This window comes from Derxia lacustris (assembly GCF_002105195.1).
Taxonomy (GTDB): domain Bacteria; phylum Pseudomonadota; class Gammaproteobacteria; order Burkholderiales; family Burkholderiaceae_E; genus Derxia; species Derxia lacustris.
Genome location: NZ_MUHU01000025.1, coordinates 354,938 through 373,959 on the forward strand (window position 1 = coordinate 354,938; position 19,022 = coordinate 373,959).

A 19,022-nucleotide genomic window follows, 5' to 3' on the forward strand; every position below is an offset into this window, starting at 1 on the left:
AAGAAAAACGGGCCGGCAGGGCATGCCCTTTCCGGCCCGCGTTCGGCTCAGCGGCTTACTTCCAGGCCGCGCACTTCGATTCGGCCTTGCTGTTGTAGGCCTTGTCGCCCGGCACCACCGCCACCTGCGTGAGGTAGTCCCAGGGCTCCTTCGACTCGGCCTGCGTCTTGACCTGGTACAGGAACATGTCGTGGACGACCTTGCCGTCGTCGCGCACCACGGCGTTCTTCACGTAGAAGTCGTTGATCGGCGCCGACTTGAGCTGCTTGAGCACGGCATCGGTGTCGTCGGTCTTGGCGGCCGCCACGGCCTTGAGATAGTTGCTCGCCACCGAGTAGTCGGCGGCCTGCACCGACGACGGCATCTTCTTCATCTTCTCGAAGTAGCGGCGCGACCAGGTGCGCGACTCGGGCGACTGGTTCCAGTACCAGCTGTCGGTCAGGTACATGCCCTGCGTGGCCTTGAGGCCGAGCGCGTGGATGTCGGTGATGAACATCAGCAGGCCGGCCAGCTTCATCGTGCTGGTCACGCCGAATTCGTTGGCCGCCTTGATCGCGTTGATGGTGTCGCCGCCCGCATTGGCGAGGCCCAGGATCTGCGCCTTGCTCGACTGCGCCTGCAACAGATAAGACGAGAAATCGCTGGCCGACAGCGGATGCTTGACGCTGCCCGTGACGGTGCCGCCGTTGGCCTTGACCACGTCGCTCGTGTCCTTCTCCAGCGACTGGCCGAAGGCGTAGTCGGCGGTCAGGAAGAACCAGCTCTTGCCGCCCGCCTTGGTCACCGCCGAGCCCGTGCCGTAGCCGAGCGCGCGCGTGTCGTAGGCGTAGTGCAGCGTGCTGGCCGGCGCGCAGTCCTCGTTGGTGATGCGCGTGGAGCCCGAGCCCACCACGATGAACAGCTTCTTCTTCTCGGCCGCGACCTTGCTGATGGCGAGCATGGCGGCGGAGTTGGTGCCGCCGACGATCATGTCCACGCCCTGGGTGTCGAACCACTCGCGCGCCTTGCTCGCGGCCACGTCGGCCTTGTTCTGGTTGTCGGCGCTGATGAACTCGATCTTCTTGCCGGCCACCGAGCCGCCCGCATCCGCGATGGCCATCTTGATGGCTTCGGCGCCGCCCGGGCCGTCGAGGTCGGCGTACAGGCCGGACATGTCGGTGATGAAGCCGATCTTGACGGTGTCGCCCGATATCTGCGCCTGCGCGCCCTGTGCGACGCCCAGCGCGGCAAGCGTGGCGATCGCAACGTGCTTGAGTTTCATGCTGTCTCCTTGGTCACATGAAAACGAACGTCAGACCCCGAGCAGCTCATGCAATGTGGCTTGCTTCGAGGGCAGTTCGGCGGCCGCGAATTCCATCGCGATCGCGCCGTGCTCCATCACGTAGAAGCGGTCCGCCAGCGGCGCCGCGAAACGGAAGTTCTGTTCCACCATCAGCACGGTGAAGCCCTTGGCCTTGAGCGTGGTGATGAGCCGCCCGAGCGCCTGGACGATGACCGGCGCCAGGCCTTCGGAGATTTCGTCGAGCAGCAGCAGGTTGGCGCCGGTGCGCAGGATGCGGGCCACGGCCAGCATCTGCTGCTCACCGCCCGACAGCCGCGTGCCGGGGCTCTTGGCGCGTTCCTTGAGGTTGGGGAACATCGCGTAGATCTCGTCGATGCTCATCGGCTTGCCGTCGGTCGGCAGACGCGGCGGCAGCAGCAGGTTTTCCTCGGTGCTCAGCGACGCGAAGATGCCGCGCTCCTCGGGGCAGAAGCCGATGCCGAGGCGCGCGATGCGGTGCGTGGCCAGCGCAATCGTCTCGACGCCGCCGACCTTGATCGAGCCCTTGCGCGCGCCGGTCAGACCCATGATCGCGCGCATGGTCGTCGTGCGACCCGCGCCGTTGCGGCCCAGCAGCGCCACCACCTCGCCCTGGCGCACCTGCATGTTCACGCCGTGCAGGATGTGGCTCTCGCCATACCAGGCGTGCAGGTCGGCGATGTCGAGCACCAGCGGGCGCGACGCGGCGCCATGCGCGGCCGCCATCTGTTCCACCACGGCATCCATCAGTGCGCCCCTTCGAGTTCCACTTCGGACGTGCCCATGTAGACCTCGAGCACCGCCGGATCGCGCGACACCTCGGCGTAATCGCCCTCACACAGCACCGCGCCGCGCGCCAGCACCGTGATGCGATCCGCGATGCTGGAGATGACGTTCATGTTGTGCTCGACCATCAGGATGGTCCGGCCCGCACTCACCTTCTTGATGAGCTGGGTGACGCGATCCACGTCCTCATGGCCCATGCCCTGGGTCGGCTCGTCGAGCAGCATGAGTTCGGGCTCCATCGCCAGCGTGGTGGCGATTTCGAGCGCGCGCTTGCGGCCATAGGGCAGATCGGCCGTGAGCGTCTTTGCAAACCCTTGCAAATCGACCTGTTCGAGCAGCTCCAGCGCGCGCGCATCGAGCACCTTGAGGCTGCTGGCGCTCTGCCAGAAGCGGAACGACCAGCCGGTATTGCGTTGCAGGCCGATGCGCACGTTCTCGAGCACCGTCAGATGCGGGAACACGGCCGAGATCTGGAACGAGCGGATCACGCCGCGCCGCGCAATCTGCGCAGGCTTGAGGCCGGTGATGTCGTCGCCGTTGAACAGGATGGTTCCACGCGTGGGTGCGAGGAACTTGGTCAGCAGGTTGAAGCAGGTGGTCTTGCCGGCGCCATTGGGGCCGATGAGCGCATGGATGTCGCCGCGACGGACCTTGAGGTTCACATCGTTGACGGCGATGAAACCGCGAAACTCCTTGGTCATGCCGCGAGTTTCGAGGATGCAATCCTGGGGATGTCCGTTGGCCATCGCCTTACTCCTCTCAAGCGTCCCGACGGCGCGGGCCTTGTGGACTCCGCGCCGTCGTTCCGTGCGGCAACACCGTCATCGATGCCGCCGCTGTCTCCCAACTCTGTCTCTTTGCTATGGCGGATTCCGCTCTCTTTTTTCACTGCCCTTTCGGTGCAGTGCGGGGCGAATCATGCGGGACGGGTGGGGCACTGACTCTGCGGACAAACACCAATGTAGATACAACCTATTGAACCGCGTTCAACCGGCTGGATAGATTGCGGCGCCGCGCATGAGTGCGTCCGCTCGCGGGCGCGGCAAGGAAGGAGCTGGACCATGTCCGTCCTCGTACCGGCGCTGGAACGCGCCGCCGCCATCCTCGATCTGGTCGCCGCTTCGCCGCACGGCATGACCGTGGCCGAACTCGCCGAACGCCTCGCCCTGCCACGCAGCTCCACGCACAACCTCTGCGGCACGCTCGCGCATGTGGGCCAGCTGCATCGCGAGACCGGCGGCCTCTATCGCATCGGCCCGGCCATCGCGCGCTATGCCGAAGCCTTCACCGAGCAGACCGATCTCACGCGCGAATTCGGCCTGGCGCTCGACCGGCTTGCCGAGCGCGACGTGGCCTATCTGCTCGCCACCGTCGACCAGTGCGACACGGTCTACCTCGCGCATCGCAACGGCTCGCATCCGATCGGCCTCAACTTCCGCACCGGCATGCGGCTGCCGGCGGCGTTCACCGCCACCGGCAAGGCGATCCTGTCCACGCTGCCACCCGACGAAGTGCGCCGGCTGCTGCGCGGGCGCTGGCCGCGCGCGCTCACGCGCAACAGCGTCGAGAGCCTCGATGCGCTGCTGCTCCAGCTGGAAGACATCCGTGCGCGCGGCTGGTCGGTGGATGCCGGCGAGGTGCGCGACGGGCTGCTGTTCTACGGCGCGCCGGTGTGCGCGGCCGGCAGCGCGCGCGCGGTTGGCGCGGTGTCGGTCAGCCTGTTCGAGAACGAGCCGGCCACGGCCCAGCGCGAGCGCGCCACGCAGGCGGTGCTGCGGCTCGCGGCCGAGATCAGCGCGCGACTGGGCGGCAGCAGCGCTGGCGCCGCGCGCGCGCCCGCAGCCGCATCCAAGTCCGCGATGGCGGCAAGCCAGGGCGACGCGGCAAGCCCCGCGCGCCGGCGCCAGCGGCGCTGACGCCGGCGCGGCTCAGCCGCCCTTGCGCGCGATCGCCGGCGGGCTGAGCGTGAGCCGCGTGACCACGCAGGCGCCGTCGTCGAACAGCTGCAACTGGCTGCCCCGGCGCGGCAGCAGCGACTTGATGAGCCCCAGCCCGCTCGTGGCTCGTCCGATGCGCGCCAGGTCGAAGCCTTCGGGCAGCCGGCCCTCGTGCGTGAGCGTGACCACCACGCGATCCTCCTCGGCGGCGAAGTGCGCCAGCACCGGCGCCTGCGGCCGGCGATGCTTGACCGCATTGGTGCCCAGTTCGTTGAGCACCAGCGCCAGCGGCACCGCCTCCTGCTCGGGCAGCACCACGTCGGCCAGCCAGTCGCCGGTCTCGGTGACGGCAAACCGCATGTCGTAGAGCGAGCCCACATTGCCCACCACCGCCTTGGCCATCGCCAGCAGCGGCAGCGCCTCGCGGGCGCGCATCTGCAGGCCGTGCACCTGCGAGATCGCCTGGATCTGCCCGACCACCTCGGTGAGCATGTCGGCCAGCTGCGGCCGGCTGCGCGCGGTCTGCTGCAACAGGCCGGCCACGCCTTGCAGATTGTTCTTGATCCGGTGATGCACCTCGCGCACCAGCAGGTCGCGCTGCTCTTCCAGCGCGCGCACCCGCTCCTCCTCCGAATGGCGCTGCTCGGTCACGTCGTCGACGATGGCGAGGTTCATCAGCCGTCCGTTGGCAAGCTGGCGCCGATACAGCCGCAGATGGCCGACGCGCCGACCCTTGAGCGGATTGAGGATGCGGAAGTCGACGCCGCCCTCGGCCTCGTCGTCGTACTCGCGCTCCACATAGGCGCGGATGCGCGCGTGATCGTCGGGATCGACATGGCACAGCGCGCCGAAGACATCGTGGCGCAGTGTCTCGGGGCTGGCGCCGAAGATGTCGGTGTACTGGCGCGCGTTGATGTAGAGCATCTCGCCGCTGCCGGCATCGCCGATGTAGAACACGCTGCCGATGTTCTCGGCAAACAGCCGGAAGCGCTCCTCCGACTCGCGCAGCGCCTGCTCCGATTCGCGCTCGCGCGTCACGTCGACGATGGCGGCAATGGTGGCGCAGCTGTCGTCGCGGCCGGTGTCGAGCCAGCTGCCATGCACCACGGCCCAGAAGCGGTTGCCGTCGCCGCGTCGCAGCCGGCAGTCGAACTGATAGGGCCCGCGCCGGCCGTCCTCGCGCGCGAAGCGCGCACGCAGCCGCGCGAACTCGTCCGGATCGTCGAACAGCGCCTCGACCTCGGCGCCATGCATCGCGCCCGGCGACTGCATGAAGAGGCGTTCGAAATGCGGGTTTGCGCGCACGATGCGGCCATTGGCCACATGCACCAGCCCCAGCACCGCGCTGTCGAACACCAGCGACAGCTCGCGCAACGCATTGCGCAGCGCCTTCTCGATGGCGCGCTGCTCGGTGATGTCTTGCAGGCACACGACCGCGCCGGCGCTGCGCCAGTGGGTGTTGCCGATCGGCGCGCCGTACACCCGGCACAGCAACGGCTGGCCGTCCTTGCGACGCAGCCGGCATTCGAGCGTGAAGGCGCGACCGGTATCGAGCGCGGTCATGGCGGTGGCGGCCAGCGAGCGCACCTCGGCTTCCGACTCCACCAGCCGGGTCCAGTCGATGAGGCGCAGCTCGCCGGCGTCATAGCCGAGCAGCGTGCTCATGTGCTGGCTGATGCGCACCGGCTGCATGTCCTTGAAGAACACGATGCCGAGCGGCGCGCTCTCGACGATGGCACGGGTCTCGGCAAACGAGTGCAGCAGCGCCTGCTGCTGTTCCAGCTCGGCGCTGCGATCGCGCGCCAGCGCAAACACGGTCGGGTCGCCGCCCAGCGCCGAGAAGGCGCAGAACACTTCCACCGGCAGCAGGCTGCCATCCCGGCGGCGCAGCCGGGTCTGGTAGTAGTGGCCGTGGGTCTGCATCAGCCGGGCCCAGGTGATGCCGAAATTGCTGCGCGGCGAATCGGCGTCGAGCTCGAAGATGTCCATGCCGAGCAGCTCGGCGCGGCCGTGGCCGAGCGCCGCCTGGGCGGTGGCGTTGGCATCGACCACGCGGCCGTCGCGGTCGTAGCGCAGCACCAGCAGGCCGGCCGATTCGAGCGCCTCGCGCAGCGCATCCACATGCTGGCCGAGCATGCGTTCCTCGGTGGCGTCAGTGGCATGCAGCAGCAGGCCGGTGGCGCTGCCGGCGGCGTCGCGCAGCACGCGCCGGTGCAGGCTCAGCCAGCGCCGCCGCTGCGGGCCTTCGTCCCAGGTGAAGGCTTCGCGCGACTGGTCGCGGCCCGGGCCGTCGAGCAGGCGGCGCGCGGTCGCCTCGATCTGGCTCGCCATCGGCTCGGGCAGCGCCTGGCTCGGCCGACGTCCCAGCGCGACCGCAGCCGGCACGCCGGTCAGCTCGGCCATCGCCGAATTCCAGACCCGCAGCCGCAGCTCGGCATCGAGCAACGCCGTCGCGATCGGCGACAGCTCGAAGGCGCTGGCATGCGCGCCGAACTGCTTGGCCGAGTCGCTGTCCATCGCCGGCCTCAGCTGCGTTGCCGGGCCGTCAGGGCCTCGGGATTGACCAGCTTGGGATGCATGCGCGCGCTGTCGTTGGCCAGGTAGGCGAGCAGATTGTCGAAGGCTTCGCCGAAGTAGCGCTCGTAGCTGTCGCGCTCCACATAGCCGATGTGCGGCGTGCAGATGGTGTTTTCGAGCCGCAGCAGCGGATGGCCCTGCAGGATCGGCTCCGACTCGAACACGTCGAGTGCGGCAAAGCCCGGCCGGCCGTTGTTGAGCGAGCGCAGCAGCGCATCGGGCTCGACCAGCTCGGCGCGGCTGGTGTTGACGAACAGCGCGGTCGGCTTCATGCGCTGCAAGTCCTCATGGCCGATCAGGCCGCGCGTGGCCTCGACCAGCCGCAGATGCACGCTGAGCACATCGCTGTCGGCAAACAGGCTGTCGCGCGAGGCCGCCGCCAGATAGCCGTCGGACACCGCCGCCGCGCGCGACTTGTCGCTGCCCCAGACCATCACCTTCATGCCGAAGGCGCGGCCATAGCCCGCCACCAGCCGGCCGATGCGGCCATAGCCCCAGATGCCGAGCGTCGAGCCGCGCAGCACCCGGCCCAGGCCGTGATTGGGCGGCATGGTCGCGCCGCGCAGGCCCGACTGCTGCCACGCGCCGTGGATGAGCTTGCCCACGTATTGCGGCAGCCGGCGCTGGGCCGCCAGCACCAGCGCCCAGGTGAGTTCGGCGGCGGCGGTCGGATCGCCCTGGCCCTCGAACACGGCAATGCCGCGCGCGGTACAGGCGGCGATGTCGAGATGGCTGTCGGGGTCGCGGCCGACCCGGCCGGTCTGCGAAATGACGCGCAGGTTGGGCAGCTTGTCGAGCACGGCGGCATTGAGCCGGGTGCGCTCGCGGATCAGCACGAGCGCCTCGGCATCGCGCAATCGCACGCTCAGCTGCCCCACGCCCTTGACGGTGTTGGTGAAGATCTTGACGGTGTGTCCATCGAGCCGCTTGAAGCAGTCGAGGTGACGCACCGCGTCCTGGTAGTCATCGAGTACGGCAATGTTCATGACTGCAATGGTCGTGGATGCGTGTGAAAAGCGAAAGCCGAGGCGGGCCAGGGCCGGCCGATTGCGTTCCACAATGCGGCATTGCGCATCGTGATATGCGCAATGCCGCCGCACGGCCCCGCGCCCTCCCCTCGCCAGTCCGGGTGATGGACCGCCGCAATCCGCTGGTTTCCCCTGCGTGGCAGCTGCCGGAAGTTGCCAGCCGTGACGGCCCGAACGACCGGTTATGTTCATCGGCTCAAGAAAAGCAATAACGACTGCGCGCGAACGCATGCGGCCAGCAGCGGCGCCGACCGAGCGCCGCCGGCCCGGGATTTCGTCAATGTGATGTGAGGGAGAGGCACTTCATGAATCAAGCAGACAGCGCCCGTCTGGGTGTACCCGACTATGTCCGCAACCCGAAACTGGTGGCCTGGGTGCAAAGCATCGCGGCGCTCACCAAGCCCGATTCGGTCTACTGGGCCGACGGCTCGGAAGAGGAATACGACCGACTCTGCGCGCAAATGGTCGACAGCGGCACCCTGCGTCGCCTGAACGACGCCAAGCGCCCCAACAGCTACCTCGCCTGGTCCAGCCCGAGCGACGTGGCGCGCGTCGAGGACCGCACCTTCATCTGCAGCGACACGCCCGAAGGCGCCGGCCCGACCAACAACTGGACCGATCCGGCCGAGATGCGCGCGACGCTCAAGGGCCTGTTCGACGGCTGCATGAAGGGCCGCACGCTCTACGTCATCCCGTTCTCGATGGGCCCGCTCGGCTCGCCGATCGCGCACATCGGCATCGAGCTGACCGACTCGCCCTACGTGGTGGTGAACATGCGCTCGATGACGCGCATGGGCCGCGCCGTCTACGACGTGCTCGGCACCGATGGCGAATTCGTGCCCTGCGTGCACAGCGTGGGCAAGCCGCTGGCCGAGGGCGAGGCCGACGTGGCCTGGCCGTGCAACGACACCAAGTACATCGTCCACTTCCCCAACACGCGCGAGATCTGGTCGTTCGGCTCGGGCTACGGCGGCAATGCGCTGCTCGGCAAGAAGTGCTTCGCGCTGCGCATCGCGTCGAACATGGGCCTGAAGGCCGCCGAGCAGGACGGCACCGGCTGGCTCGCCGAACACATGCTCATCCTCGGCGTCACCTCGCCCGAGGGCCGCAAGTACCACGTCGCGGCGGCCTTCCCGTCGGCCTGCGGCAAGACCAACTTCGCGATGCTGATCCCGCCCGCCGGCCTCGGCGGCTGGAAGGTCACGACCATCGGCGACGACATTGCGTGGATCAAGCCGGGCGCCGACGGCCGCCTGCGCGCCATCAATCCCGAAGCCGGCTATTTCGGCGTGGCCCCGGGCACGAACGAGAAGACCAACTTCAACTGCATGGCCTCGCTGAAGGCGAACGTGATCTTCACCAACGTCGCGCTGACCGACGACGGCGACGTGTGGTGGGAAGGCATGGGCCCGGCGCCCGCGCACGCGATCGACTGGCAGGGCAAGGACTGGACGCCCGAGATCGCCAGGGAAACCGGCCGCAAGGCGGCGCACCCCAATGCGCGCTTCACCGTGCCGGCCGGCCAGAACCCGGTCATCGACGAGGCCTGGGACGACCCCGAAGGCGTGACCATCGACGCCTTCATCTTCGGCGGCCGCCGCAGCACCACGGTGCCGCTGGTGACCGAGGCGCGCAGCTGGGACGAGGGCGTGTACATGGCCGCGACGATGGGCTCGGAAACCACCGCCGCCGCTGCCGGCCAGCAGGGCGTGGTGCGGCGCGATCCGTTCGCGATGCTGCCGTTCTGCGGCTATCACATGGCCGACTACTTCGCGCACTGGCTGCGGCTGGGCGCCAAGCTGCAAAGCACCGGCGCCACGCTACCGCGCATCTTCTGCGTCAACTGGTTCCGCACCGACGAGAACGGCAAGTTCGTGTGGCCGGGCTTCGGCGACAACATGCGCGTGCTCAAGTGGATGATTGCCCGCATCGAAGGCCAGGCCGGCGCCGGCACCGAGCATGTGTTCGGCGTCACGCCGCTGTACGACGACCTCGACTGGAGCGGCCTCGACTTTTCGCGCGAGCAGTTCGGCAAGGTGACCAGCATCGACCGCGACGGCTGGCAGCAGGAATTCGCGCTGCATGCCGAGCTGTTCGCCAAGTTGCAGGACAAGCTGCCGGCACGGCTCGAAGAGATCAAGGCCGACTTCGAGAAGCGGCTCGCGGCCTGACCGCAGCCTGAACCACGGCGCCCGTGCAATGCGGGCGCCGGCCGCAGCGCCCGCGGGTTTGCGATGGCAGCCCGCGCGGCGAGCGGCTTAGACTGGCGGCTCCGATTTCAATCAATTCCCGCACGCCAAATGCATCTTCTCTCCATCTCCGCCGGGCGCGCCGCGCCGCTCGAAACCGCGCACGGCAAGGTCATGTCGGCCTATGTGAAAACGCCCGTCGAGGGTGGCCGCTCCACGGTGCGCCCGCTCGGCATCGAGGGCGACGAGCAGGTCGATCTGTCGGTGCATGGCGGCCTCGGCAAGGCGGTGTACGTCTACCCGTCCGAGCATTACGCGCTGTGGAACACCATGCGGCGCCAGGCGCTGCGGCCCGAGGGCCGGGTGATGGAAGCCGGCGTCATTCCCTATGCCGAGCTGCCCGATCTGCCCTGGGGCGCGCTGGGCGAGAACCTGACCATCGCCGGCCTGCTCGAAAGCGAAGTCTGGATCGGCGACCGCATGCGCTTTGGCGAGGTGGAGCTGGTGGTGACCGAGCCGCGCCAGCCCTGCTACAAGTTCGCGGCGGCGATGGGCTTCAAACATGCACCCAAGATGATGGTTCAGGCCGGCGTCTGCGGCTGGTATTGCGAGGTGCGGCGCAGCGGCGAGCTGGCGGCGGGCGAAAGCTTCGAGCTGATCGCCGGCGACCGCGTGCTCACCATCACCGAGCAGTTCGCGCTCACCACGCGCAAGCAGCGCGCGGGCTTCGGGCTGGCCTGAAAGCGGCCGCACACCGCGCGGCTGGGGTCTCGGGTCAAACCCGCAGCGCGCGCCCAAACGCAATGAATGCGGAATCGCGCCGGTAGAGTTGCGCCTCTTTCAATCCGCCGACGAGCCCCCCGCATGAAGACCAAAGCAGCCGTCGCCTGGCAGGCAGGCGCACCGCTCACCATCGAAACCGTCGATCTCGCCGGCCCGCGCGCCGGCGAAGTGCTGGTGGAAGTGAAGGCCACCGGCATCTGCCATACCGACTGGTACACGCTGTCGGGCGCCGACCCCGAAGGGCTGTTTCCGGCCATCCTCGGCCATGAAGGCGCGGGCGTGGTGGTGGACGTGGGCCCCGGCGTCACCAGCCTGAAGAAGGATGACCATGTCATCCCGCTCTACACGCCCGAATGCCGGCAGTGCAAGTTCTGCCTGTCGCGCAAGACCAATCTCTGCCAGTCGATCCGCGCGACCCAGGGCAAGGGCCTGATGCCCGATGCGACCAGCCGCTTCTCGCTCGACGGCAAGCCCATCCTGCATTACATGGGCACCAGCACCTTCAGCAACTACATCGTGGTGCCCGAGATCGCGCTGGCCAAGATCCGCAGCGACGCGCCCTTCGACAAGGCCTGCTACATCGGCTGCGGCGTGACCACTGGCGTGGGCGCCGTGGTGTTCAGCGCCAAGGTGGAGGCCGGTGCCAATGTGGTGGTGTTCGGCCTCGGCGGCATCGGCCTCAACGTGATCCAGGGCGCGAAGATGGTCGGCGCCGACAAGATCATCGGCGTGGACCTGAACCCGGAACGCGAAGCGATGGCGCGCAGCTTCGGCATGACGCACTTCGTCAACCCGAAGGAAGTCGACAACGTGGTCGACGCGATCGTGCAGATCACCGACGGCGGCGCCGACTACAGCTTCGAGTGCATCGGCAACACGAAAACCATGCGCCAGGCGCTGGAGTGCTGCCACAAGGGCTGGGGCCAGAGCTTCATCATCGGCGTGGCGGCGGCAGGCGAGGAAATCTCGACCCGGCCGTTCCAGCTGGTGACCGGGCGCGAATGGAAGGGCTCGGCCTTTGGCGGCGCGCGCGGCCGCACCGACGTGCCCAAGATCGTGGACTGGTACATGGAAGGCAAGATCCGCATCGACGAGCTCATCACGCACACGCTCAAGCTCGAAGACATCAACAAGGGTTTCGAGCTGATGAAGAGCGGCGAGTCGATCCGTTCGGTGGTGCTGTACTGATGGCCATCACCACGCTCTCCGAACACGCGTGCTTTGGCGGCACGCAGGGCTTCTATCAGCACGAATCGAGCGTGATCGGCCTGCCGATGCGCTTTGGCGTCTACCGCCCGCCGCAAGCGGCGCTGGGTCCGGTGCCGGTGCTGTTCTATCTGGCCGGCCTCACCTGCACCGAGGAAACCTTCGCGATCAAGGCCGGCGCCCAGCGCGTGGCCGCGCGCCTCGGGCTGATGCTGGTGACGCCCGACACCAGCCCGCGCGACACCGGCGTGGCCGGTGCCAGCGATGCCTGGGACCTGGGCCACGGCGCCGGCTTCTACCTCGACGCCACGCAGGAGCCGTGGGCGCAGCGCTGGCGCATGGGCAGCTACATCAACGAGGAGCTGCGCGCGCTGGTGCTGGCCGAGTTCCCGGCCGATGCAGCGCGCGCGGGCATCTTCGGGCACTCGATGGGCGGGCATGGCGCGCTCACGCTGGCGCTGAAAAACCCCGCGCTGTGGCGCAGCGTGTCGGCGTTCGCGCCGATTGCCGCGCCGTCGCTGTGCCCCTGGGGCGAGAAGGCGTTTGGCGCCTATCTGGGCGCCGACCGTGCGCCATGGGCGGCGCATGACGCGTCGGCGCTGATCGAGGCCGGCGCGCGCGCGCCGGCGCTGCTGGTCGATCAGGGCCTGGGCGACAAGTTCCTGGCCGAGCAGCTCAACATCGACCGGTTCGAGGCGGTGTGCGCTGCGGCCGGCCAGCCGCTGACGCTGCGGCGCCATGCGGGCTACGACCACGGCTACTTCTTCATCGCGAGCTTTGTGGAAGAGCACCTGGAGCATCACGCGCGGACGCTGGGGTGAGGCGGAAGGTGGCCGCGGCTTGCCGCGGTCACTTTCCAATGCAGAACGCCGAGAAGATTTTCCCAAGCAAGTCATCGGCCGTGAACGCGCCGGTGATGCTCGCCAGCGCCTCCTGAGCGAGGCGCAGCTCCTCGGCAAACAGGTCGAGATGCGCATCGTCGAGCGGCGGCGCGTGGCTGCCGGCCACGCCGTCGCCGCCAGTCACATTGGCGCGCGCCTGCGCCAGATGCTCGCGCGCAGCCCGCAGCGCCTCCAGGTGACGCGAGCGCGCGGTGATGGTCCCTTCCTGCGCCTGCGGCACGCCAACCGCCGCCAGCACCCGCGCGCGCAGCTCATCCAGCCCCAGCCCCTGGCGCGCGCTGATGAACACCGCATCCGCCGCGCCCGGCTCCGTCGGCGCGCCCGCCAGATCGACCTTGTTGAACACCCGCAGCACCGGCACGCCGGCCGGAAAGCGCGCCGCGATGACCGCATTCTCGGCAACGTCGGCGGTCGTGAGGTCATGCACATGCAGCACCAGATCGGCGCGCTCGATGGCCGCCCAGCTGCGCTCGATGCCGATGGCTTCCACCGCGTCCTCGGTCGCGCGCAGACCGGCGGTATCGACGATGACGAGCGGAATGCCGTCGATGGCCAGCGTCTGCTCGACCCGGTCGCGCGTGGTGCCGGCCACCGGCGTCACGATCGCCACCTCGGCGCCTGCAAGCGCATTCAGCAGGCTCGACTTGCCCGCATTGGGCACGCCGGCCAGCACCACGCGCAGACCGTCGCGCAGCAGCGCGCCATGACGCGCGCGCGCCAGCAGCGCATCGAGTTCGGCTTCCACGCGCGCCAGTTGGCCAAGCGCGTCGGAGGCTTGCAGAAAGTCGATCTCCTCCTCGGGGAAATCCAGCGTCGCCTCGACCAGCAGCCGCAGATTGGTCAGCCGCTCGACCAGCGCATGGATGTCGGCCGAGAAGCGCCCGTCGAGCGAGGCGGCGGCGCCGCGCGCGGCGGCCTCGGTCTGGGCCGAGATCAGGTCGGCGACCGCCTCGGCCTGGGCCAGATCGAGCTTGTCGTTGAGGAAGGCGCGGCGCGTGAATTCGCCCGGCTCGGCCAGCCGCAGCGGCACGCCGGCGGCGCGCGCGATGTCGAGGCAGCGCGCCACCAGCATGCGCAGCAGCACCGGGCCGCCGTGCGCCTGCAACTCCAGCACATGCTCGCCGGTGTAGGAATGCGGCGCGGCGAACAGCAGCGCGATGCCGCGGTCGATGGGCTGGCCGGCGGCATCGAGGAAGGCACCGTAATGCGCATGGCGCGGCGCCGGCGCCCGGCCGACGATGGCGCGCACGAGCCAGTCGAGCGCGGCCGCGCTGCCATCGGCATCGCGCCCGCCCGAGATGCGCACCACGCCGATGCCGCCCTGGCCCGGCGCGGTGGCAACGGCAATCACCGGATCGTCGTCGTGAAGAGGCATAGCGAGTACTCCAAATGACGACGGGCCGGAGGCTTGCGCATCCGGCCCGTGCGGGCTGTCGTTGTCAGGCGCCGCAGGGCGCCATCAGGCCATCGCGCTCAGGCGCGGCCGAAGATCGGCTTGCCTTCGATGGTGCGCGTGATCTGCCATTGCTGGGCGATCGACAGGCAGTTGTTGACGACCCAGTACAGCACCAGCCCGGCCGGGAAGAAGAACATCATCCCGCCGAAGATCAGCGGCATGAACATCATCATCTTGGCCTGCACGGGATCGGGCGGCGCCGGATTGAGACGCTGCTGGATGAACATGGTGCCGACCATCAGCGCCGGCAGGATGAACCACGGATCGCTCGCGGCCAGATCGTGAATCCAGCCGATCCACGGCGCGTTGCGCATTTCCACCGCCGCGCCGAGCGTCCAGTACAGCGCCATGAAGACCGGAATCTGCACGACGATCGGCAGGCAGCCGCCGAGCGGATTGATCTTCTCGGTGCGGTACAGCTCCATCATCGCCATCTGCTGCTTCTGCTTGTCGTCGGCGTATTGCTCGCGCAGCTTTTGCAGGCGCGGCGTGACGGCACGCATCTTGGCCATCGAGCGATAGCTCGCGGCCGACAGCGGATAGAACACCGCCTTGACCAGCACGGTCAGCGCGATGATGGCCCAGCCCCAGTTGCCGATCAGCGAGTGGAACTTCTGCAGCAGCCAGAACAGCGGCTTGGCCACGACGGTGAGCCAGCCGTAGTCCACCACCAGATCGAGGCCCTCGACCTTGAGCTTGTCGTTGAGCGCTTCGAGCGACTTCTGATCCTGCGGGCCGACGAAGAGATTGCTCTCGACGGTCTTGGTCGTGCCCGGGGCGATGGCGCCGAGCGGCTGCACGGCGGCGATCGAGTAGAGGTTGCTGTCGACCTTGCGCGCGCGGAATTCGCGCTCGCTGCCGGCCTGCGGAATCCAGGCGGTCACGAAGTAGTGCTGCACGATCGAGATCCAGCCGTTGTCGGCCGGCTTGGGCAGCTCGACCTTGTTCTTCTCGATGTCGGACCAGCTCAGCTTCTTGAAGTGGGTCTCGGCGCTGTAGAGCGCGGGCCCGCTGAAGGTCGAATAGAAGCGCGATTCGCCGGCCGGCTTGCCGTCGTCGCGCGTGATCTGCAGGTAGAGCGACGGCGACACGGGCTGCTCGCCGGTGTTGACCACCTCATGGCGCACCGCGATGTCGTAGGCGCCGCGGCGCAGCGTCCAGATTTCGCGCAGCTTGACGGCGCCGCTGGCGGCTTCGAACACCACGTCGAGCTTGTCCTGGCCGGGCGCGAGCGCGGTCGGGCCTTCGACCCATGCAAACGGCGTGCGGTGGTTGGGCAGGCCTTCGCCGATCAGGCCGGTCTGCGCGAGGTAGACGCGCTCGCCCGGGCGGTTGTCGAGCAGCACGATGTTGCGGGTCTCGTCGACCGCGTCGCGCTGGCGCAGCAGCTCGGCGCGCACCAGCTGGGCGCCGACGGTGTCGAATTGCAGCGCGAGCACATCGGTCGTGATGTCGACCTTGCGGGTTTCGATCGCCGGCGCCGGCTCGCCCGACGGGACGGCGCCGGGCGTGGCCGTGCCGTTGGCGGCGGTCGGCACATCGGCATGGCCGGCGGCGGGCACGGGCGCCGTAGCGGTCGGGCCGCCGAACAGCGTGCCTTGGCCGCTGTGCTTGAGCCAGGCTTCCCAGAGAAGGAGAAGGGAGATCGAGAAGACCACCCAGAGGATCGTGCGGCGGATATCCATGAAGTCTCGGACAGGGCACGCGGGCGCTATCGGCCGGCGCGCTTGTGGGGCTTTCGGGACGCGCGGGGCGCGTGCGGAGCGCGGATTGTAGCGGTGCGCCCTGTCAGTGCCGGGACGGCGCGGCGGGCTTCGTCGGACGGTTGCGCCAGTCGTCGGGAACCGGGTCGTGGCCGCCTTCGCACCACGGATGACAGCGCAGCAGACGGCGCGCGCCGAGATAGCTGCCGGCTGCCGCGCCGTGCCGCTCGATCGCCTCGGCGGTGTACTGCGAGCAGCTCGGCACGAAGCGGCATTGCTGCCCGATCCACGGGCTGAGCCAGAAGCGATAGCCGCGAATCAGCGCGAGCAGCAGCCGGCTCGGCAATGAGAGGAGGAATCGCATCGCGCGCCGCTCAGGCCGCGTCGGACGCGACCGGCAGGGACGCCGGCGGGCGCACATGGCGCGCGAGCAGCTGGTCGACCTCGCCGCGCAGCACATGGCGAAAGCTCACGCGGTCGGTGCTCTTGCGTGCCTTGACACTGTCGGCACCCAGCTCGCGCCGGGCGCGGAAGACGTAATCGCCGGGCCGCAGACCGCTGTCGATGGCAGCACGCAAAGCCTCGCGGGCAATGCGGCGCGCGAGATTGCGGTCGACCGCGCGACGCACGGCCTTGCGCCCGATCACGCAGCCAAAACGCCAGTCGGGGACCGGTGCCGTGAGGTGTTCGGGAGGAGCGGGACGGTCGGCTGCCGCGAGCACGAAGAGATCGAAATGAACCGATCCGCCGGCGCGACGCCGTTTCATGACGGCCGAGAAGGCCGTCGGGCCGACGAGTGCGCAAAAGCGCTTCATCGCACCGAATTTGAGCTGGACGACCTGGGCGCAGCGCCTGTCGGCGCAGGCCGCAAGACAGCCAAACTCAGACGGCCAGGCGCTTGCGGCCCTTGGCGCGACGCGCGGCGATGACGGCGCGACCGCCCTTGGTGCGCTGACGCACGAGGAAGCCGTGAGTGCGCTTGCGACGGACGACCGAAGGTTGGTAGGTGCGTTTCATGGCGAAATCTCGCTGAATTGGACTCTGGGGAACCCGGCATTCTTCGGGGGTTTTGTCCATCTGTCAACAAGCTACTGCCCGAGCCCGTCCGGCAGACCAATCTCTCGCGCTGAGCAAACCTGTGGATAACTTGTGGCCCGACCGGTAGAATCTGCGGTCTCTCCAGCGTCGCGGCTCGCCTGCGCACGACGGGATCGGCAAGGCTTCACCGGGCAATCGGCCCGAGAGTCGGCCGGTTCATCCGTCGGCCCGGCATGCATGTCCCGCCCGCCGCGCAACCGCTTCGAACACGAACCCATGAACCCGGCCTGCCCACGGCATGCCGCGCGGACGCAATGGTCGCCCGCCCTTCGGCCCCGACCCCATTTCCTCGCCCGCAATCGACACCTCCTCTATGCAAGCTTTTTGGGATGAATGCCTGCGCCGGCTCGAAGAAGAGCTGCCGCCGCAGCAATTCAAGACCTGGATCAAGCCGCTCAGCGTGCAGGCGCTCGACACCGACAACCGTCGTGTCGAGATCGCCGCACCGAACCGCGTGAAACTCGACTGGGCGCGCTCGCAATTCGCGGGGCGGCTGTCGGAACTGGCGAACGAGCTGCTCGCCGGGCCGGCCGAAGTGCGCTTCGTGCTCGCCGGCGCCATCGTGCGGCCGACGTCGACCGCAGCGGCCGCCGCGCAGGCAGCGCCCGCCGCCAGCCCGCCGCCCGCGCCACAGCGCCCGGCCGTGGCCGCGCCGGCGGTCGTCACCACGCGCCGTGGCGGCAGCGACGACGACATCGTCGACCCGGACGCGCACGAAATGCCCGCGCCCGCCGGCCTGCACTCGCCGGCCGACCATCACGATCCGAGCCCGGCGCACGAGCGCTCGCGCCTGAATCCCGACCTCATCTTCGACAACCTGGTCACCGGCAAGGCCAACCAGCTGGCGCGCGCCGCCGCCAACCAGGTGGCCGAGAACCCGGGCGTCTCGTACAACCCGCTGTTTTTGTACGGCAGCACGGGCTTGGGCAAGACCCACCTGATCCACGCCATCGGCAATGCGGTGCTGGCCAATTCGCCGGGCGCGCGGGTGCGCTATGTGCACGCCAACCAGTACGCCAACGACGTGGTCAAGGCCTACCAGCGCAAGAGCTTCGACGAGTTCAAGGCCTACTACCAGTCGCTCGACATGCTGCTGATCGACGACATCCAGTTCCTGGCCAACAAGACCCGCACGCAGGAAGAGTTCTTCTATGCCTTCGAGGCGCTGGTGGCCGCGCGCAAGCAGATCATCATCACCAGCGACACCTATCCCAAGGAGCTGACCAACATCGAGGACCGGCTCAAGTCGCGCTTCGAATCGGGGCTCACGGTGGCGATCGAGCCACCGGAGCTGGAGATGCGGGTCGCCATCCTCATCAAGAAGGCTGACCTGGAGGGTGTGGATATCTCCGAGGAAGTGGCCTTCTTCATCGCCAAGCATCTGCGCAGCAATGTGCGCGAGCTGGAAGGCGCGTTGCGCAAGGTGCTGGCCTATTCGTCGTTCCACGGCCGGCAGGTGACGGTGGAAGTGGCCAAGGACGCGCTGCGCGATCTGCTCGCGGTGCGCAGCGGCCAGATCACGGTCGAGAACATCCAGAAGACGGTGGCCGACTACTACAAGATCAAGGTCGCCGACATGTACTCCAAGCGCCGGCCGACCAACATCGCCAAGCCGCGCCAGATCGCGATGTACCTGGCCAAGGAACTCACGCAGAAATCGCTGCCCGAGATCGGCGAGCTGTTCGGCGGGCGCGATCACACGACCGTGTTGCATGCGGTGCGCAAGATCGCCAACGACCGCCAGAACGACACCGAACTCAATCACGCGCTGCATGTGCTGGAGCAGACGCTGAAGAGCTGATCGGTCGGCAAAGCTGTGGAAAAGCTCGGCAGCGTTTGTGCTCAACCGGCGGTTCGGGCGTTTGGCCGGTTTGTTGTCCCCAGCTGCCCACAACCCGCAGGCGCGCAATCACGCCGCTTGTACCTGACTCCAAGGCACTGATTTGAAAGATGAAAGCCGATTTGTCCACAGAAAAGTCGGTCGATCATCATCAAGGTCAATTCAATAAAAGAACTTCAGGAACAAGACCATGACCGGCCCAAAACCCCGTCATTGC

General features: G+C 68.1%; 16 protein-coding genes. 6 read left to right on the forward strand and 10 right to left on the reverse strand.

The features are described 5' to 3' along the window. Positions 1-55: 55 nt before the first annotated feature. From B9P64_RS17545 to B9P64_RS17555, 3 genes are read right to left on the reverse strand one after another with little or no spacing between them, the layout of a single operon-like run. Complete coding sequence (locus B9P64_RS17545) at positions 56-1,261, reverse strand: ABC transporter substrate-binding protein (RefSeq protein ID WP_085317298.1); 1,206 nt, start codon at positions 1,259-1,261, stop codon at positions 56-58. Between the two features lie 30 nt (positions 1,262-1,291). After that, complete coding sequence (locus B9P64_RS17550) at positions 1,292-2,047, reverse strand: ABC transporter ATP-binding protein (RefSeq protein WP_085317299.1); 756 nt, start codon at positions 2,045-2,047, stop codon at positions 1,292-1,294. Continuing rightward, positions 2,047-2,832 (reverse strand): ABC transporter ATP-binding protein, encoded by a 786-nt coding sequence (locus B9P64_RS17555; RefSeq protein WP_085317300.1) that lies wholly within the window; start codon positions 2,830-2,832, stop codon positions 2,047-2,049. Before B9P64_RS17555 ends, B9P64_RS17550 begins: the two co-directional genes overlap by 1 nt. Positions 2,833-3,147: 315 nt before the next feature. On the opposite strand from B9P64_RS17555, the gene B9P64_RS17560 reads away from it, so the two are divergent. Further along, on the forward strand, positions 3,148-4,002 hold the full coding sequence (locus B9P64_RS17560) for an IclR family transcriptional regulator (protein WP_085317301.1): 855 nt from the start codon (positions 3,148-3,150) through the stop codon (positions 4,000-4,002). A 12-nt stretch (positions 4,003-4,014) separates the two neighbouring features. On the opposite strand, the gene B9P64_RS17565 is transcribed toward B9P64_RS17560, so the two are convergent. Both B9P64_RS17565 and B9P64_RS17570 read right to left on the reverse strand, forming a co-directional pair. Continuing rightward, the gene (locus tag B9P64_RS17565; protein WP_085317302.1) at positions 4,015-6,540 is read right to left on the reverse strand and encodes a PAS domain S-box protein; all 2,526 of its coding nucleotides are present in this window, start codon (positions 6,538-6,540) and stop codon (positions 4,015-4,017) included. A gap of 8 nt (positions 6,541-6,548) precedes the next feature. Continuing rightward, positions 6,549-7,586, reverse strand: coding sequence for a D-2-hydroxyacid dehydrogenase family protein (locus tag B9P64_RS17570; protein ID WP_085317303.1), 1,038 nt, complete (start codon positions 7,584-7,586; stop codon positions 6,549-6,551). Positions 7,587-7,933: 347 nt separating this feature from the next. Between B9P64_RS17570 and B9P64_RS17575 the strand changes: the two genes are divergently transcribed. The 4 genes from B9P64_RS17575 (at position 7,934) to fghA (ending at position 12,627) form a co-directional block, all read left to right on the forward strand. Then, positions 7,934-9,799 (forward strand): phosphoenolpyruvate carboxykinase (GTP), encoded by a 1,866-nt coding sequence (locus B9P64_RS17575; protein WP_085317304.1) that lies wholly within the window; start codon positions 7,934-7,936, stop codon positions 9,797-9,799. A gap of 129 nt (positions 9,800-9,928) precedes the next feature. Further along, the gene (locus tag B9P64_RS17580; RefSeq protein WP_085317305.1) at positions 9,929-10,558 is read left to right on the forward strand and encodes an MOSC domain-containing protein; all 630 of its coding nucleotides are present in this window, start codon (positions 9,929-9,931) and stop codon (positions 10,556-10,558) included. Between the two features lie 123 nt (positions 10,559-10,681). Next, positions 10,682-11,788: an S-(hydroxymethyl)glutathione dehydrogenase/class III alcohol dehydrogenase gene (locus tag B9P64_RS17585; RefSeq protein WP_085317306.1), complete on the forward strand. Its 1,107-nt coding sequence runs from the start codon at positions 10,682-10,684 to the stop codon at positions 11,786-11,788. Then, complete coding sequence (fghA, locus tag B9P64_RS17590) at positions 11,788-12,627, forward strand: S-formylglutathione hydrolase (protein WP_085317307.1); 840 nt, start codon at positions 11,788-11,790, stop codon at positions 12,625-12,627. Before B9P64_RS17585 ends, fghA begins: the two co-directional genes overlap by 1 nt. Before the next feature lie 28 nt (positions 12,628-12,655). Here fghA and mnmE read toward each other — a convergent pair whose 3' ends face one another. The 5 genes from mnmE to rpmH form a co-directional block, all read right to left on the reverse strand. Next, a complete protein-coding gene (mnmE, locus tag B9P64_RS17595) occupies positions 12,656-14,083 on the reverse strand; it encodes a tRNA uridine-5-carboxymethylaminomethyl(34) synthesis GTPase MnmE (protein ID WP_085317308.1) in 1,428 nt (475 codons plus the stop codon). A 98-nt stretch (positions 14,084-14,181) separates the two neighbouring features. After that, positions 14,182-15,849, reverse strand: a complete 1,668-nt coding sequence (gene yidC / locus B9P64_RS17600) for a membrane protein insertase YidC (protein WP_085317309.1) — start codon at positions 15,847-15,849, stop codon at positions 14,182-14,184. 103 nt (positions 15,850-15,952) lie between these two features. Continuing rightward, entirely contained in the window at positions 15,953-16,231 is a 279-nt protein-coding gene (yidD, locus tag B9P64_RS17605; RefSeq protein ID WP_085317310.1) for a membrane protein insertion efficiency factor YidD, read from the reverse strand. Positions 16,232-16,241: 10 nt separating this feature from the next. After that, entirely contained in the window at positions 16,242-16,682 is a 441-nt protein-coding gene (locus tag B9P64_RS17610; RefSeq protein WP_085317311.1) for a ribonuclease P protein component, read from the reverse strand. A 67-nt stretch (positions 16,683-16,749) separates the two neighbouring features. Next, entirely contained in the window at positions 16,750-16,884 is a 135-nt protein-coding gene (gene rpmH / locus B9P64_RS17615; RefSeq protein ID WP_028312082.1) for a 50S ribosomal protein L34, read from the reverse strand. 394 nt (positions 16,885-17,278) lie between these two features. Between rpmH and dnaA the strand changes: the two genes are divergently transcribed. Continuing rightward, on the forward strand, positions 17,279-18,766 hold the full coding sequence (dnaA, locus tag B9P64_RS17620) for a chromosomal replication initiator protein DnaA (RefSeq protein ID WP_085317312.1): 1,488 nt from the start codon (positions 17,279-17,281) through the stop codon (positions 18,764-18,766). The last annotated feature ends 256 nt before the right edge of the window (positions 18,767-19,022 follow it).